The 12,826-nt window shown below is 54.3% G+C and carries 15 protein-coding genes; 8 read left to right on the plus strand and 7 right to left on the minus strand.

What is annotated here, in order from left to right; genetic code table 11:
* Positions 1-19 precede the first annotated feature (19 nt).
* The 3 genes from ACTRW9_RS07725 to lpdA all read left to right on the plus strand — a co-directional run bounded on the left by ACTRW9_RS07725 (position 20) and on the right by lpdA (position 2,744).
* Positions 20-700 (plus strand): MOSC domain-containing protein, encoded by a 681-nt coding sequence (locus ACTRW9_RS07725; RefSeq protein WP_442428897.1) that lies wholly within the window; start codon positions 20-22, stop codon positions 698-700.
* Positions 701-790: 90 nt separating this feature from the next.
* A complete protein-coding gene (locus ACTRW9_RS07730; RefSeq protein WP_442428898.1) occupies positions 791-1,300 on the plus strand; it encodes a hypothetical protein in 510 nt (169 codons plus the stop codon).
* Between the two features lie 49 nt (positions 1,301-1,349).
* Positions 1,350-2,744 carry a dihydrolipoyl dehydrogenase gene (lpdA, locus tag ACTRW9_RS07735; RefSeq protein WP_442428899.1) on the plus strand — a complete coding sequence of 465 codons (1,395 nt, stop codon included), beginning with the start codon at positions 1,350-1,352 and terminating at the stop codon, positions 2,742-2,744.
* 9 nt (positions 2,745-2,753) lie between these two features.
* On the opposite strand, the gene ACTRW9_RS07740 is transcribed toward lpdA, so the two are convergent.
* Complete coding sequence (locus ACTRW9_RS07740; protein WP_442428900.1) at positions 2,754-3,101, minus strand: hypothetical protein; 348 nt, start codon at positions 3,099-3,101, stop codon at positions 2,754-2,756.
* Between the two features lie 16 nt (positions 3,102-3,117).
* Between ACTRW9_RS07740 and ACTRW9_RS07745 the strand changes: the two genes are divergently transcribed.
* The gene (locus ACTRW9_RS07745; RefSeq protein WP_442428901.1) at positions 3,118-3,318 is read left to right on the plus strand and encodes a hypothetical protein; all 201 of its coding nucleotides are present in this window, start codon (positions 3,118-3,120) and stop codon (positions 3,316-3,318) included.
* A 62-nt stretch (positions 3,319-3,380) separates the two neighbouring features.
* Positions 3,381-3,677, plus strand: a complete 297-nt coding sequence (locus ACTRW9_RS07750; protein ID WP_442425599.1) for a BolA family protein — start codon at positions 3,381-3,383, stop codon at positions 3,675-3,677.
* A gap of 6 nt (positions 3,678-3,683) precedes the next feature.
* Here the strand turns inward: ACTRW9_RS07750 and ACTRW9_RS07755 are convergent, their stop codons facing one another.
* The 4 genes from ACTRW9_RS07755 to rlmN form a co-directional block, all read right to left on the minus strand.
* On the minus strand, positions 3,684-4,166 hold the full coding sequence (locus tag ACTRW9_RS07755) for a hypothetical protein (protein WP_442428902.1): 483 nt from the start codon (positions 4,164-4,166) through the stop codon (positions 3,684-3,686).
* A 188-nt stretch (positions 4,167-4,354) separates the two neighbouring features.
* A complete protein-coding gene (locus ACTRW9_RS07760; RefSeq protein ID WP_442428903.1) occupies positions 4,355-5,629 on the minus strand; it encodes a c-type cytochrome in 1,275 nt (424 codons plus the stop codon).
* Positions 5,630-5,661: 32 nt separating this feature from the next.
* A complete protein-coding gene (locus tag ACTRW9_RS07765) occupies positions 5,662-7,785 on the minus strand; it encodes a hypothetical protein (RefSeq protein ID WP_442428904.1) in 2,124 nt (707 codons plus the stop codon).
* 362 nt (positions 7,786-8,147) lie between these two features.
* Positions 8,148-9,173 (minus strand): 23S rRNA (adenine(2503)-C(2))-methyltransferase RlmN, encoded by a 1,026-nt coding sequence (gene rlmN, locus ACTRW9_RS07770; RefSeq protein WP_442428905.1) that lies wholly within the window; start codon positions 9,171-9,173, stop codon positions 8,148-8,150.
* Between the two features lie 209 nt (positions 9,174-9,382).
* On the opposite strand from rlmN, the gene ACTRW9_RS07775 reads away from it, so the two are divergent.
* On the plus strand, positions 9,383-10,336 hold the full coding sequence (locus ACTRW9_RS07775) for a DnaJ domain-containing protein (protein WP_442428906.1): 954 nt from the start codon (positions 9,383-9,385) through the stop codon (positions 10,334-10,336).
* Here the strand turns inward: ACTRW9_RS07775 and ACTRW9_RS07780 are convergent.
* Positions 10,308-11,144, minus strand: a complete 837-nt coding sequence (locus ACTRW9_RS07780) for a hypothetical protein (protein ID WP_442428907.1) — start codon at positions 11,142-11,144, stop codon at positions 10,308-10,310. The two genes, ACTRW9_RS07775 and ACTRW9_RS07780, sit on opposite strands and share 29 nt — an antisense overlap.
* A gap of 132 nt (positions 11,145-11,276) precedes the next feature.
* On the opposite strand from ACTRW9_RS07780, the gene rdgB reads away from it, so the two are divergent.
* The gene (gene rdgB, locus ACTRW9_RS07785) at positions 11,277-11,807 is read left to right on the plus strand and encodes an RdgB/HAM1 family non-canonical purine NTP pyrophosphatase (RefSeq protein WP_442425592.1); all 531 of its coding nucleotides are present in this window, start codon (positions 11,277-11,279) and stop codon (positions 11,805-11,807) included.
* A 3-nt stretch (positions 11,808-11,810) separates the two neighbouring features.
* On the opposite strand, the gene ACTRW9_RS07790 is transcribed toward rdgB, so the two are convergent.
* On the minus strand, positions 11,811-12,200 hold the full coding sequence (locus tag ACTRW9_RS07790; protein WP_442428908.1) for a hypothetical protein: 390 nt from the start codon (positions 12,198-12,200) through the stop codon (positions 11,811-11,813).
* A gap of 172 nt (positions 12,201-12,372) precedes the next feature.
* Here ACTRW9_RS07790 and ACTRW9_RS07795 point away from each other — a divergent pair, with 172 nt between their 5' ends.
* The gene (locus ACTRW9_RS07795) at positions 12,373-12,810 is read left to right on the plus strand and encodes a DUF1566 domain-containing protein (protein WP_442428909.1); all 438 of its coding nucleotides are present in this window, start codon (positions 12,373-12,375) and stop codon (positions 12,808-12,810) included.
* Positions 12,811-12,826: the final 16 nt, after the last annotated feature.

Genomic DNA, 12,826 nt, shown 5'->3' on the forward strand with positions numbered 1-12,826 from the left:
CGCGCGAGGAAGCCCTGTTATGAAAACCATCCTTTCCATAAACGTCGGCCAGCCTCGCACCGGCACCTACGGCGACGGAAAACCGTTCCGGTCCGGCATTTTCAAGGACCCTGTGGCGGGCCCGGTGTTTCTGGATTTCATGGGATTGGAAGGCGATGCCAGCGCGGATCTGGTGCATCACCGCGGACCGGACAAGGCGGTCTGCGTGTTGTCGAACGAGCATCTTGATTACTGGCGGGAAGAGTCCGGGCACGAGGTGCTACCGGGATTCTTCGGCGAAAACTTCACCATCGAGAATCTGCCGGAAACCGAAATTCATATCGGTGACATCTTCCGCATTGGCGAGGTGGAAGTTCAGTGTTCGCAACCGCGTCAGCCGTGCCACAATATCAGTAAACGGTTTGATGACAAGAGCATGGCCGACCGGGTGATCGATACCGGTTACACCGGGTATTACCTGCGAGTGCTCAAACAGGGATGGGTGCAGTCCGGTGATCACATGGACCTCATGCAAGCCGACCCGGAAAAGCTGTCCATCGAAGAATGCAACCGCGTCATGTTTCATGACCGGAACAATCTTGAAGCCCTGAGAAGAGTGATGGCTCATCCTCTTCTTTCCGAGAGCTGGAAAAAATGTCTGGTTCCTGTTCTCGCCAAACTGGAGACCCGGGCCGCGTCCGGACCGGCGGAAACAACCTGAATCATGTCCCCTCATTCGCAAATTTTTTGTCCCGAACATTGGTCAACCTGTTTGCAGAATTCGGTATGGTCTCCTGAGGTGGAAGAGAGTGTGAAACGGGCTTTGTGTTCCCACCTGGCGGATCTTGGTTTGTTTGAGGTGATCTCGGAGCAGGAGTGGCGGCTGGCCGGTTTTGAAGGAACGTCCGGAGGCAATGAAGCCGTCAAGGAATTTTTAAAAACGCGGGTAAACGAACTGGCCTCCACCGATGCGGGGTTTGCGCTGAATTTTTTCTTGAGCGATCCCCCCATTCGTCCCGATCCGGAATTCATGAGGGTTGAGGAACCGATTCCTTCTACACCCTCCAAGGGTCTGTTCCAGCGTGAAAAGAAAACCCTGCCGAAAGGGTCGGCGGACCCGAGCAATTTGCAGATCGTGAAAAAAGTCGGACGGCAGATGGGATCCTACATCACCCTGGAAAAAGAATTCATCGACCGGGTCGCAGGTACGCACACCTCACGCGCCGAGGCTCGTAAAATATTCAACGTCGCTTTGGCCAAGATCGGGAGCAAGGCGAAACCCCAATCCTGGGAACAAATCAGCCGCCGCCGTCATAAATGATTGCGGGAAAGGCTTTGCGAAATCATTTTAGAGAGACGGCAACTACGCTATGGCAGAAAAACGATTGCTGGTTATTGGAGCCGGACCCGGTGGGTATGCCGCTGCCTTTTATGCGGCCGACCACGGCATGGATGTGACCCTGGTCAATGATGACAAGAGTATGGGAGGCGTGTGTCTGCAACGCGGGTGTATTCCTTCCAAAACCCTCCTGCATATAGCCCGTCTGGTCAACGAGACAAAAGAGGCCCGAGAATGGGGATTGGCATTCGGTGACCCCAAGATCGATGTCGACCGCCTGCGCCAGTGGAAGAATGAAGTCATCGGCAAAATGTCTCAGGGTCTTGCCCAGTTATGCAAGCAACGTGGTGTGAAATATGTGTCCGGTCGTGCCGTTTTTGAAAGCTCCAAACGGGTGAAAGTGGGAGAAGAGTCAATTGAATTTGATCACGCCATCCTGGCGACCGGGTCTCGTCCCATCATCCCCGGCGACTTTGCCATCGATAGCCCGCGCCTTCTGGATTCCACAAGTGCTTTGGAGGTGGAGGACATTCCCCGTAGACTGCTGGTTGTGGGTGGGGGATACATCGGGCTGGAAATGGGTACAGTGTACGCCGCGCTGGGATCGAAGGTCACAGTGGTGGAAATGACCGAAGGCCTGCTTCCCGGCGTGGACCGCGACCTGGTCCGGGTTCTCCAGGCGAAACTGCAAAAGGATTTCGAGGCAATTCACCTGAATACCCGGCTGGAGGCTCTTCAGGAGGGGAAGGAGGGGTTGAAGGTTTCGCTCAAGGGCGAATCAGAGTCGAGGGAGGAGGTGTTCGACAAAATCCTCATCTCCATCGGCCGGCAACCCAATACGGAGAACCTCGGTCTGGAAAAGACGCGTATCGAACTCGACAAACGCGGATTTGTAAAGGTAGATAAAAGCGGGCTGACGATGGAGGAAACGATCTTCGCCATTGGGGATGTCATCGGCGGCGCCATGCTGGCACACAAGGCCTCATTTGAAGGGAAACGTGTCGTGGAGACGATTATGGGGGAGTCCCGGGATTTACCGGGTCCAGTCATTCCCGCAGTGGTGTTCACCGACCCGGAAATCGCCTGGTGCGGCCTGACCGAAGAGCAGGCAAAGGCCGAGGGCCGTGAAGTGGAGGTGTGCAAGTTTCCGTGGGGCGCATCCGGGCGCGCCACCACACTGGGCCGCAACGATGGCCAGACCAAGCTGATCCTGGAGCCCAAAACGGGAAAAATTCTGGGCATGGGGCTGGTCGGCACAAATGCCGGGGAATTGATCTCTGAAGGCGTGTTGGCAATTCAACTGGGCGCCACGGCGGAAGATCTGGCCCACTCCATTCATCCACACCCGACGCTCTCCGAGACACTGATGGAAGCGGCGGAGATTTTTCTCGGAGCACCAACGCACATTTACAAGAAGAAACGTTGATCTGTTTCCTCACACGTCGATCACGTCGTCATCGTCCCGGTACTTGCGCGACGAGGAAGAGGAAGACGACGAGCGGGGCGGCCACTGGCCGAAACGTGGGTCCCTTGGATGAGGGTGGGTGGCAGTCCCCATGTTCCGCCGCCGGCGAATTCCGAACAGGTCGGCCAGAAACGTGAGAATGCCCCCTGCGAGGGCGATCAGGAAAAATGTAAAACCGAACACGAACAGAAGAACGAATGCCAGAATGACGATGCCGCCCAGAAGCAGTTTGGTGCCAAGCGGCATGGAGGGCCGGTTCGGGTCGTTGCTGTAATAAAAAAACATCGATCCCCGCTGGTAGGATGTTTTATAATGCATTTTTCACGAGTGTAACATGGAAAAAGACGCATTAATAATAGTTTGTAAGGGATGCGGGGTCAGCAACCGGATCAAGTCTTATTCGGAGGACCGTCTGCCGGTGTGTGCGAAGTGCCGGCATCCGCTGATCGACAAGGATGAAAACGAAGCCCACGCGCGTTACACGCAGAAGCTGAAAGACTTTTACAATCTGCCGGATATCAATGACTTGAAATGAGAGGGGAGCGGTGAGGGTTCGCTTCGATGCCCGGTTGAAAGGATAAGGAGAATAAAAGCATTATGGATGAAACGGTACAGATCATCGACGACGTGTTGCGAGAACAGCTTAATGCCACGCATGTGGAGATCATCGACGAAAGCTACCTGCATCGCGGCCACAAAGCAGCAGGTGGAGGCGGGCATTATGCCGTGGTGGTGGTCTCTGATCAGTTTGAGGATGTGAACCCGCTGGACCGGCGTCGCCTTGTTTACGGCGCGCTCGATGAGCAGATCAACGGTCAGCCCAAACGGATTCATGCCATTCAGATCAAAACCTTCACACCCGCCCAATGGGAAGAAGCCGGGAAGACCGTTTGAGGACGGTCACTCCCGGTAGATTTCCAGTTCCTCGCAGTTCTTCAGGTTCTCCGACTCGGTGAGCGCTTTGATTCCCTGATTGCTGAACTGGTTCTTGTACAAGTCCAACTTGATGAATTTCTTGCTGAGAGGCGATTGTGCGAACGCTCGCGCCCCCTCGTCGCCGATCACGTTCCCGAACAAGGATAACTTTGTGAGTTTGGGAAAGTTGGTCGAGTTGGCCAGCGCCACCGCGCCCTCGTCGCCGATTTCGTTGTGGTTCAGGTTCAGCGTCTCCACGTTTTGCAGATACGGGCATTCGGCGATGGCTTCCGCCCCTTCGTCGCCGATCTGGTTTCCGGAGTAGGTGAGGGTGATCAGGTTCTGCAAAGCTTCTTTTTTGGTGAACATTTCCATGGTTCCGCGCAGACCAATGTACTTGTCGCGGAGATTGAGTACCTTGCCGTCTTCGGAAATATTTTCCCTGATTAGATCATCGATTCGGCTCATGGATCACTCCTAGCTTATTTGATTAAACCCGCAATGGGTTGGTTTGAAGGATTCGTACATGCATTCTATCAAATTTCACGATTCCCGGCGAAGTTCCCGGTAGGTGGAACAAATTTTTTCGCATCCTTAAAATGAAAAACCGGTATGGCGGACCATACCGGTTTTTATTTGGGTTCGATGACCTTACGTTAGAGCAGAGGATCCATGAACAATCCTTCGTCTTTCCAACGTTTGATCTCTTCTTCTGTCGGGATGGGCGGAATGGGAACTTTAGAGGCACGCTGATCCAGAGGATCATGGAACGTGCGCTCATAAGCGATGGCTTTCCACAGATAAAGATGCGGGAACATGGTTCCCCAGGCGGCCATCGGTGTGCCCGGCACGCCCTGTGTGACACGCTTGTACCAAAGTGCATCCGGCCAGTCTTTCAGGACCTTGTCGCTCCGTTCTGTGGCATCGAACTTTTCACTGTCCTTGTTATCCGCTTTGCGGAAATCGAGAGCGCCTGTCATCAGGGGAATGCCGTCGGTTCCGTGACAAACGGAGCAGTTGAGTCCTTCTACAGCCGGTTCTTTACCCTCATAGACCAGTTTCCCCTCCTCAATGATTTTGGGATCGTCGTACCAGGTCCATTGCTCACCCAGTTTGCCTTCAACCGGGATGTTGGTCGGATCCCGCATGGTTTTGAGGTAAGAGACCAGGGCATTGAGTTCGTCCTCACTCAGATCCTCGCCATAATACGTCGGCATGGCTTTATAGGATTTAGGGTCATCGAATCCGGGCGATTGGATTTTACGGGGATCGACGATCTGCTCCTTTAGGTAATCTTCGTTAAACAAACCGATCTGCTTGGTACCCAGGTTGGGACCGCGGTCGGAGTTGCCTTCCCAGAACACCTTGTGGCAGTTGAAGCATTTATTGTCTTCAAACACGCGCCGACCTGCGGCAATGACTTCCGGACCCGCCAAGCCGCTCAATTTGACCGGCGGTTTGTTCAGTTTGGCCAGTTCCACCTGCGGATCGAATTGCGGCAACTGGGCGGTGATGGTGATGAACAGCACCGAGGCCAGCCCGTAGGTTCCGAGAAGGCGGACACTGGTTCGCGTTGCGGTTTTTTCAGGTGCCATGGTCCTCAGGTCCAGCACCACGAAGAAAACGAGACCCACAAACGTGAATGCCACGAACTCAATCTGCCACCAGACAGGGAAACCAAAATGCCCCGCCGCAAACCAGACAATGATTGAAAGAACAATAACCACAGGCAGTTTCATCAGCACGTTCTTGATGATCCCTTTTTCCTGCGGTTTGCCCGGTGCTCTGGACAGCAATATGCAGTAGAGCAGGGTGACGAATGCCAGCGATCCCGACAACAGGAGTGGTTTCAGGTCATAGAACAGGCCTACGCCATAACCAAAAATGGCGGCCGCGATAGGGGGTGTCAGAAACTTAATCAGCTTGTTCATAGGCTTGAGTCAGCTTTCAGTTTGGTTTGCGGTCATTCGGCAACAGAGGGAGAGGGCAGTGCGCCTTCCGTCTGTTCGGCCTTGGCTTTTTTCGATTTCGGGTATTTGAGACCCAACCAGATGATGGCCGTCATGATGATAAAGAAGGTCCAGACAATTCCCGTCACGAACACCCCGGATTCCGCCAGAGTCGGAGCGAACTTCTCCGGAGTGACGTCTTTGTAAACCTTGTAGATGTGCCAGTTCATGCGCGACAACTCGCGGATGACCCCCATCCAGCTCATCAGCCAGATGTCGGTGAAACCCATGAAGATGAGGATGTAGGGTCCCATGGGGTTGATCTTGCCCCAGTGGATTTTACCGGTGCGTGTCGCGATGGTGTAAAAAATGTAGTTGATCAGGGTGACGGTCACGAGCGCAAAGGCGGCGGTATTTTTCGAAACCATGAGCGCCAGGAACGCCAGTTCGTCCGGCAAAACCATGTCCGGATTCATGCCCGGTTCAGGCAGCATGGTGGCGAAAAACCGCCTGGGAGTGAACCAGATGGCGGCCGCAATGACAATCAGCACAAACCCCAGCTTCATAGCGGGGAAGAACCGGTGCGCGTTGTCAATACGCTTCATACTCACCCACATATACACGTTGCTGGCGCTGAACATGGTACCGATCAGCAATCCCTGTACCAGCATGAACATGGATTCGCGGTCGGACATGATATACATGCCGATGGTGGCGTCATACTGGTAGATTTCGCGTACGAAAATGTAACCCATCGCCGGAAGCGGAATCATGATCATCACGCCGATGGCGTTGCCCATGTAGCCAACCCAGTCGTAATATTCTTTCTCTTTCGGATCACGGGACCACAGGTACATGTACGCGGCGATGATGCCCACCATGAACCCGCCGAATGTGCCGTTGCCGACCAGACGGTGATAGTTGAGCGGCATCCAGGTGGCGGTCGCAATGCGGTCCCATTCCGTCATTGTTGTGAACAGGGCGTCGTACGGTTTGGGCGGCGTCTGCATCAGGGTTGCCGGACCGTCCAGGGCACACAAAAGGGACAGACCCAGAACGTTCAGGATGATACCCGTTACGATGTGGCGGCCTTTTTTGTTCGCCTTGTTCAACGGATCCCATGAGTACACATAGATGTACATAACGATGGTTTCCAGAATGAACAGGGTGGGGTAGCCGATCATGAACAGGACCGGGTAGGCATTCACCAGGTAGCTGATGAAGTCTTTGTATGCCACCATCATCACAAACAGGAACAGCCCTCCGCTCAGGGCGGTGAAGCTGTAACAGAAACCGATGACTTTGGTGATCTCGTGTGCCAGGCGCTCAAACTTGAAATCCGCCTCGGCAAACATGATGTAATTGGAAAGCATGCCGCCGACCACGCCGTTGAGGAACGCCAGAATGGCATTGTCGAGGGCCACGTGCGCCCCCGGTACCAGCATGAAGGCAATCACACCGCCCACGACACCACCGACCAGACAGGAGACCTTGGTGTTCAATAGGCGATGGAAGTAATTGAGAAAGCTGACCACCAGCGCCCCGAACGAACAGGCCCACAAGCCGTACAGAACCCCGTGATGGATGCCGACGATGATCTCACCGATAATGCCGAAGGTGACGCCGATCAGGACGCCGAGGAATACATTGGACAGGATGATCGCCTTGCGGACGCCCTGGGTGCGGCGCGAGCCCATGACTTCCATGATGACGACAAACATAGGGCAACCCAGAATGAAGGATGCGAACAGGATGTGGAGCTGGGCGGCGAACCAGGTGGCCTTGCGGTTGCCGATTCCCGGAAAGGTGTACTCCGTATTCTGGATTTCCTTGGCGGGACCGATGTCTGTCAGGTAAGAGAGATCCTCCTCTTCTGCGGCCTCTTCTCCCCCTTCACCTTCACCGCCTTCTTCACCAAACTCGTCTTCAAACTGTTCTTCCAGGAAGCTCTCAGGGCCTGCAAATTCATCCGCAAACTCACCGCCCTCGTCGGCAAACTCATCGCCGCCTTCCTCAGCAAATTCACCGCCCTCATCGGCAAATTCCACCTCGCCGCCCATTTCTTCGTCCATCACCGCTTCTTCCTCTTGCGCGAAGGCGGGGACGGGGCTGAGGGCATTCCGGAGTTGGGGGAACATGTCCGAACCCAGACCCGGGTTCAGAAAACCAAACCCAAATATCAGAAAAAAGAGGACAAACTGCTTTAAAGACAAAAACTTGTTCCCTGCGTTTGGAGTGTTATCCATTCCGGAATCCTGAAGTTTGGTTTTAAGGCATGAAACCTTTAAGAATCGTGAGAAATGCTTTGAAATTGTTCCTTGTGGCTCCGAGGTAAGGGTAAACCCTTTAAAATACGTCCTTAAGAGACGTAGAGAATTATCATAGGGGTGTTTTAAAGTCAAGGAAATTGTAGTTTTGGCAACGGCGACCCATAAGGACTTCGATTACAACCTTTTGTTGCGGTTTTTCCGGCAGTTGGGAGTCTGACGACCCTTTGCAATCAGCTTTTTTGAACGGCCAGCTGGCCACAGGCACCGAGGATGTCGGTTCCCCGGTTTTTCCGCACAAACACGGAATAATGTTTGCCAATGAGGTAATCCTGGAAGGCCTGCACCCTGCCAGGGTCCGGTGGCCGGTATGCGGAGCTGTCGAACGCGTTGAAGGGGATCAGGTTGATTTTGGAGGGAATATTGCGCAACAGCTTGGCCAGCCTCCGCGCGTCCTCATCGGTGTCGTTGATTCCTTTCAGCATGACATATTCGAAGGTCAACCGGCGGGCGGGTTTCAATGGATAGGTGTGAAGGCAGTCAAGAAGCACTTCAATTGGGTATTTCCGGTTGATCGGCATGATCTGGTCGCGTGTCGGATTGTCGGTGGCATTGAGTGAAATGGCCAGGTTGACATGCAGGTTCTCGCTTTTGAACCGCTCGATGCGGTCCACAAGGCCGGAAGTGGAAAGGGTGATCTTGCGTGTGGAGATGCGGAGCGCCTCCGGCGAAACCATCAGCCTGAGGGCGTCGCAAACGGCATCGTAATTGTCCAGCGGCTCGCCCATTCCCATGAACACGATGTTCGATACCCGGTTTTCTTCCGTGTGATCGGCGTTCACCGCCAGGTACTGGCCGATGATCTCCGCCGAGGTCAGGTGACGCTTCAGCCCCATGCTGGCCGTCAGGCAGAAGGAGCAGGCGAGCCGGCACCCCACTTGCGTCGAGATGCAGAGCGTCTTGCGGTCCGTCTCCGGCATCCAGATGGCCTCCACTTCCTGTCCATCCTCCAGGCCAAACAGGTATTTGATCGATCCGTCTCTCGACGGCGTGCGCAATACAATCCGGGGCAGGCGAATATAAAACCGTTCTTCCAGTTTGTTCCTTAATACTTTGGAAAGATTGGTCATATCCCCAAACTGCCGGATTCCATAATTGTAAACCCAGTTGAAAACCTGGTGTGTGCGGTAGGGTTTTTCACCCCACTTGACCATGATTTCGTTGAGTTTTTGCTCCGGACAACCGATCAAATTATCCATAAATTAACCGTTTGCAGTTTTACAAAAAAAAGGTATTATCAGGCTACTCCAAACAAGTTACAAGAGCAAAGGCCAAAAATGAGGGGCGCTTTGTTTTCGTTGATCTATTCTGATTGGTTCTGAAAGACCGGCCTGTGGAAAAACTGTGAGTAGCCGGCACAGTTCCCAGGCTGAGTTGTAGCACATTAGAGGAGGAGCGGTTCGTTGTCATGAATGCGACGCGCTATGTGGATCTGCCGGAGTGTTTCCAAACGCTCAATGTGGCGGAAGGAGTTTCCTGGCCTGAAATCAAAAAGGCTTATTACCAGCTTGCCAAGCAGTACCATCCTGACAGAAATCCCAACGATACGGAAAGCGAAGACCGTTTTAAAAAAATCTCCATTGCCTTTGGAGTTTTGGAACGGTACTACCGCACGAATCCGGCAATGCGTCTGAAATGGATGTCGAACGTCACCACTGAAGATCCCTCAAGTCCCAAACCCGAATACGAACCGCAAACAAAAAATGGAAACGGCAGGGAGCGAAACCGTCGTTCGAATTCCCAACAATACGTCAAAGACGAGGGTTCCGTACCGGCAAACGGTAAGGGGTACGCCCATGCCACGCCTCCGGAACCGGAAGTGGTGCCGGAGGAAGATGCCCAAACCGATTTGCCGTTTTCCCGGCGGATAGGCCGCTGGTGGAACGGGACTTACCGCAACATGCAGAGCCTGGAACGACGTGTGCTTTGCCTCGACCTTGAAAAGACCGTCAACATAGAATCCCACACCGGTTTGAACGGTGGCACGGTAAGGGTTCGCACTCCGGGTGGAACTTTCAACATACGCATTCCCGCCGGAACGACAAATGACATCGTCATGCGCATTCCGGAAAAAGGGGAACGCGGGTTGTTGAACCGAAAACGGGGTGATCTCGTTCTGAGAATCCAGGTGAGCCCGCCGCGAGCCCAGCAAAGCGAGGATTTTTATTACCAGGTCCGGGTCACGCAGAAGGACCTTTCGATGGGCCAGGTGATGGTGCTGGACACACACGAAGGTCCCATCCGCTACGCCCTCCCCAAAAACACCGTGACCGGGCAGACTTTTTCCCTCAAAGCCCAGCCTGACTCAGGAGTGTCTTCCCATTGCAATCACATCATCGTGGTCGAGGTGGTGCCGGGATGAAGTAGGTGTCGCCGCGCCCGGGGGCTTTGGCGTATTTGACGTAGGTGTTCGCAAGAATAGCGATGTTGAACACTGCGATCATCAGAGTGCACATCACCACCCCTATGAGGGCCGGGCGGTTGTCCCCCGGGGGCAGTTTGGTGAAACTCATCATACCCATCACCACAGCCAGCCCCGACAAACCGATCGAACCGAAAATCAGTGTCTGGAGAAACGGCGTCATCATGATGTCCCGGTTCATGTGGTTCAATGCCGCCACCGCCATAATAAGCGGGGGGATTGCCAGAAAATAAGGGGTCATCGCCCAAGCGGATTTCGGTCCCTTATACAACGCGTGCAGTTTGAAACCCATCGCAATCAGGATTACCATTAGCAGGCCGGAGACGATGTCAATCACCCGCTTCTTCCGTTGTTCCCCGCGAATGTAATTCAAAGCGCCCAATACGTAGCTGGCCACCTCTTCTTCACCCATCTCATAAAATCCGCCCTGTGCGGTGTCGTAGGCAAACACCCTGGCCGTGGTCGATTCCGCTGGAAGGGCAATGGCACGGTACTTGTCCTTGCCCGCGGACTCGATTTCCAGGTACACAATGCCGCTGTGGTACTCTAGCTTGTAATCCTCGATTTCCACGAGGTTCTTGGCGTATCGCTGATTCTTCTGGTAAAACTGGTCCTGAATGGCCATGAGGTCTTTCAGGGCTTTTTGCGCCTGCAGGTCGTGGTCATTTTCAAATACCTTGACGCAACCCGGAGCGAGGATCAGCGTCAGAATCAGGCAGAGGATTCTGATGGGATGGAATGATTTCATCTATAGTGGCGGCTTTCCGTGTGATTGAAAGGGAAAACTTATAACACAGCGTTAAGGTTGGAACAAGGATGCCAGAGGCACGGCACCCGGTTTGGTTCGGTTATTATGAAACATCACCCGCTTTGGAAGCAATTGAAGTTTGTCACGGGCAATCCCAACAAGTTCCGCGAGGCGCAGGAAATCCTGGGCATCGAGATGGAACGGCGGGATCTCGCCCATCTCCACGAGATCCAGACCACGGACGTGGCGGAACTGGTCGAACACAAGGCCACGGAGGCCTGGGAAACCCTCAAGGCACCGGTGCTGGTGGAAGATTCCGGACTCGTGTTCGAAGCCTGGAATGGCCTGCCCGGAGCCCTGGTCAAATGGTTCGAGGTGAGCGTCGGGTGCGAGGGCATGCTGAAGATGCTGGAACCGTTTCCCGACCGGCGGGCGCGTGCGGTGTGCATGGTGGCGGTGCACGACGGCCGCGAAATTGTGATAGGGAAAGGGGAAGTGACGGGCACCATCGCCCCAAGCCTGCGTGGGGAAAACGGTTTCGGCTGGGATGTGATCTTCATCCCGGACGGGCACGACCGCACCTTCGGAGAAATGAGCGTCGGTGAGAAAAACGCCATCTCCCACCGCCGCCGTGCCTTCGAGGCGTTGCGCGATCAGTTTTGACGCTCAACCCTGCTGCGCCAGCCGGGTGTAGAGGGTGGCAAAAACGGTGTGGTATTCCTTAAGTTTGTCGAATATGACGTCCCCGTGCTGTGCCAGCGAATCCGGCTTCATTTTCCGGTAGGACTCCAGCAGTTCACCCCAGTCCGCATCCTGTGGCAGCCAGCCGCGCTCATTGGCCAGGCGCAGGCATTCCTCCGGGCTTTCGCAGGATTCGTGGTTCTCGCGTGCCCGCGCCCGGATGCACCGCACCGCGCTGTCGAAGGTGAAGCCGTAACGTTGCAGGGCGGCGTTGCGAAAATATTCCGTGCGTGCCTGCGTTTCCATCTCGGCCATACGTTTCAGGTTCCATTCGAGATGCGTCAACAACACATTGAGGGGTGGCAGCTCTTCCATAACCTTCCAGCTTTCCTGTTATAATTTCCGTCCGGTGGCGTCTGCCCCGATTCTATTCCAAATCCTTGTTTGCAGGGAAGCTATTTTGAAAAGACATTTCAATAATGATACACTTCCGCGTCCGAATACGGACACCAATGGAACCACATTTTAAACGGAAACATGATTGCCGATGGGTGACGAAGAACGCTTTGTGGACAACGGGGACGGTACGGTGACGGACCGGAGAACCGGGTTGATGTGGAAGAAGACCGACACCATGATCGATCTCAAGAAATGGGTGAATTACCAGGAAAGCGCCGACTATGTCCGCGAGCTTCGTGAACAGAATTTCGCCGGATATGATGACTGGCGACTGCCCACGCAGGACGAGGCGAAAAGCATCTACGACAAGGCCTATTCGCTCACCGACAAATTTGGTAAGACGGTGCATATCAGCGACCGGTTCGAGCCGGGTTGCGGGTTTTCCATGATAATCAAGCTGGTGGACGGGCGTCTGCGCACCTGGGTGTTCAATATCCGCGAGGGCACGATGGACAATCCGGATGGATTGTGGACCCTTTCGGAAGCGGCCCGGGCGGTGCGCGTTGCGTCCCCTCCCGGCGAGTGAACATATGAGAGGAGTC

The organism is Nitrospina sp. 32_T5 (genome assembly GCF_052156635.1).
Taxonomy (GTDB): domain Bacteria; phylum Nitrospinota; class Nitrospinia; order Nitrospinales; family Nitrospinaceae; genus Nitrospina.

Excerpts from the sequence above, each read along its gene's own strand:
- ACTRW9_RS07725 (WP_442428897.1), top strand. The coding sequence starts at position 20 with ATGAAAACCATCCTTTCCATAAACGTCGGCCAGCCTCGCACCGGCACC.
- lpdA (WP_442428899.1), top strand. The coding sequence starts at position 1,350 with ATGGCAGAAAAACGATTGCTGGTTATTGGAGCCGGACCCGGTGGGTAT.
- ACTRW9_RS07740 (WP_442428900.1), bottom strand. The coding sequence starts at position 3,101 with ATGCATTATAAAACATCCTACCAGCGGGGATCGATGTTTTTTTATTAC.
- ACTRW9_RS07745 (WP_442428901.1), top strand. The coding sequence starts at position 3,118 with ATGGAAAAAGACGCATTAATAATAGTTTGTAAGGGATGCGGGGTCAGC.
- ACTRW9_RS07750 (WP_442425599.1), top strand. The coding sequence starts at position 3,381 with ATGGATGAAACGGTACAGATCATCGACGACGTGTTGCGAGAACAGCTT.
- ACTRW9_RS07755 (WP_442428902.1), bottom strand. The coding sequence starts at position 4,166 with ATGAGCCGAATCGATGATCTAATCAGGGAAAATATTTCCGAAGACGGC.
- ACTRW9_RS07760 (WP_442428903.1), bottom strand. The coding sequence starts at position 5,629 with ATGAACAAGCTGATTAAGTTTCTGACACCCCCTATCGCGGCCGCCATT.
- ACTRW9_RS07765 (WP_442428904.1), bottom strand. The coding sequence starts at position 7,785 with ATGTTCCCCCAACTCCGGAATGCCCTCAGCCCCGTCCCCGCCTTCGCG.
- rlmN (WP_442428905.1), bottom strand. The coding sequence starts at position 9,173 with ATGGATAATTTGATCGGTTGTCCGGAGCAAAAACTCAACGAAATCATG.
- ACTRW9_RS07775 (WP_442428906.1), top strand. The coding sequence starts at position 9,383 with ATGAATGCGACGCGCTATGTGGATCTGCCGGAGTGTTTCCAAACGCTC.
- ACTRW9_RS07780 (WP_442428907.1), bottom strand. The coding sequence starts at position 11,144 with ATGAAATCATTCCATCCCATCAGAATCCTCTGCCTGATTCTGACGCTG.
- ACTRW9_RS07790 (WP_442428908.1), bottom strand. The coding sequence starts at position 12,200 with ATGGAAGAGCTGCCACCCCTCAATGTGTTGTTGACGCATCTCGAATGG.
- ACTRW9_RS07795 (WP_442428909.1), top strand. The coding sequence starts at position 12,373 with ATGGGTGACGAAGAACGCTTTGTGGACAACGGGGACGGTACGGTGACG.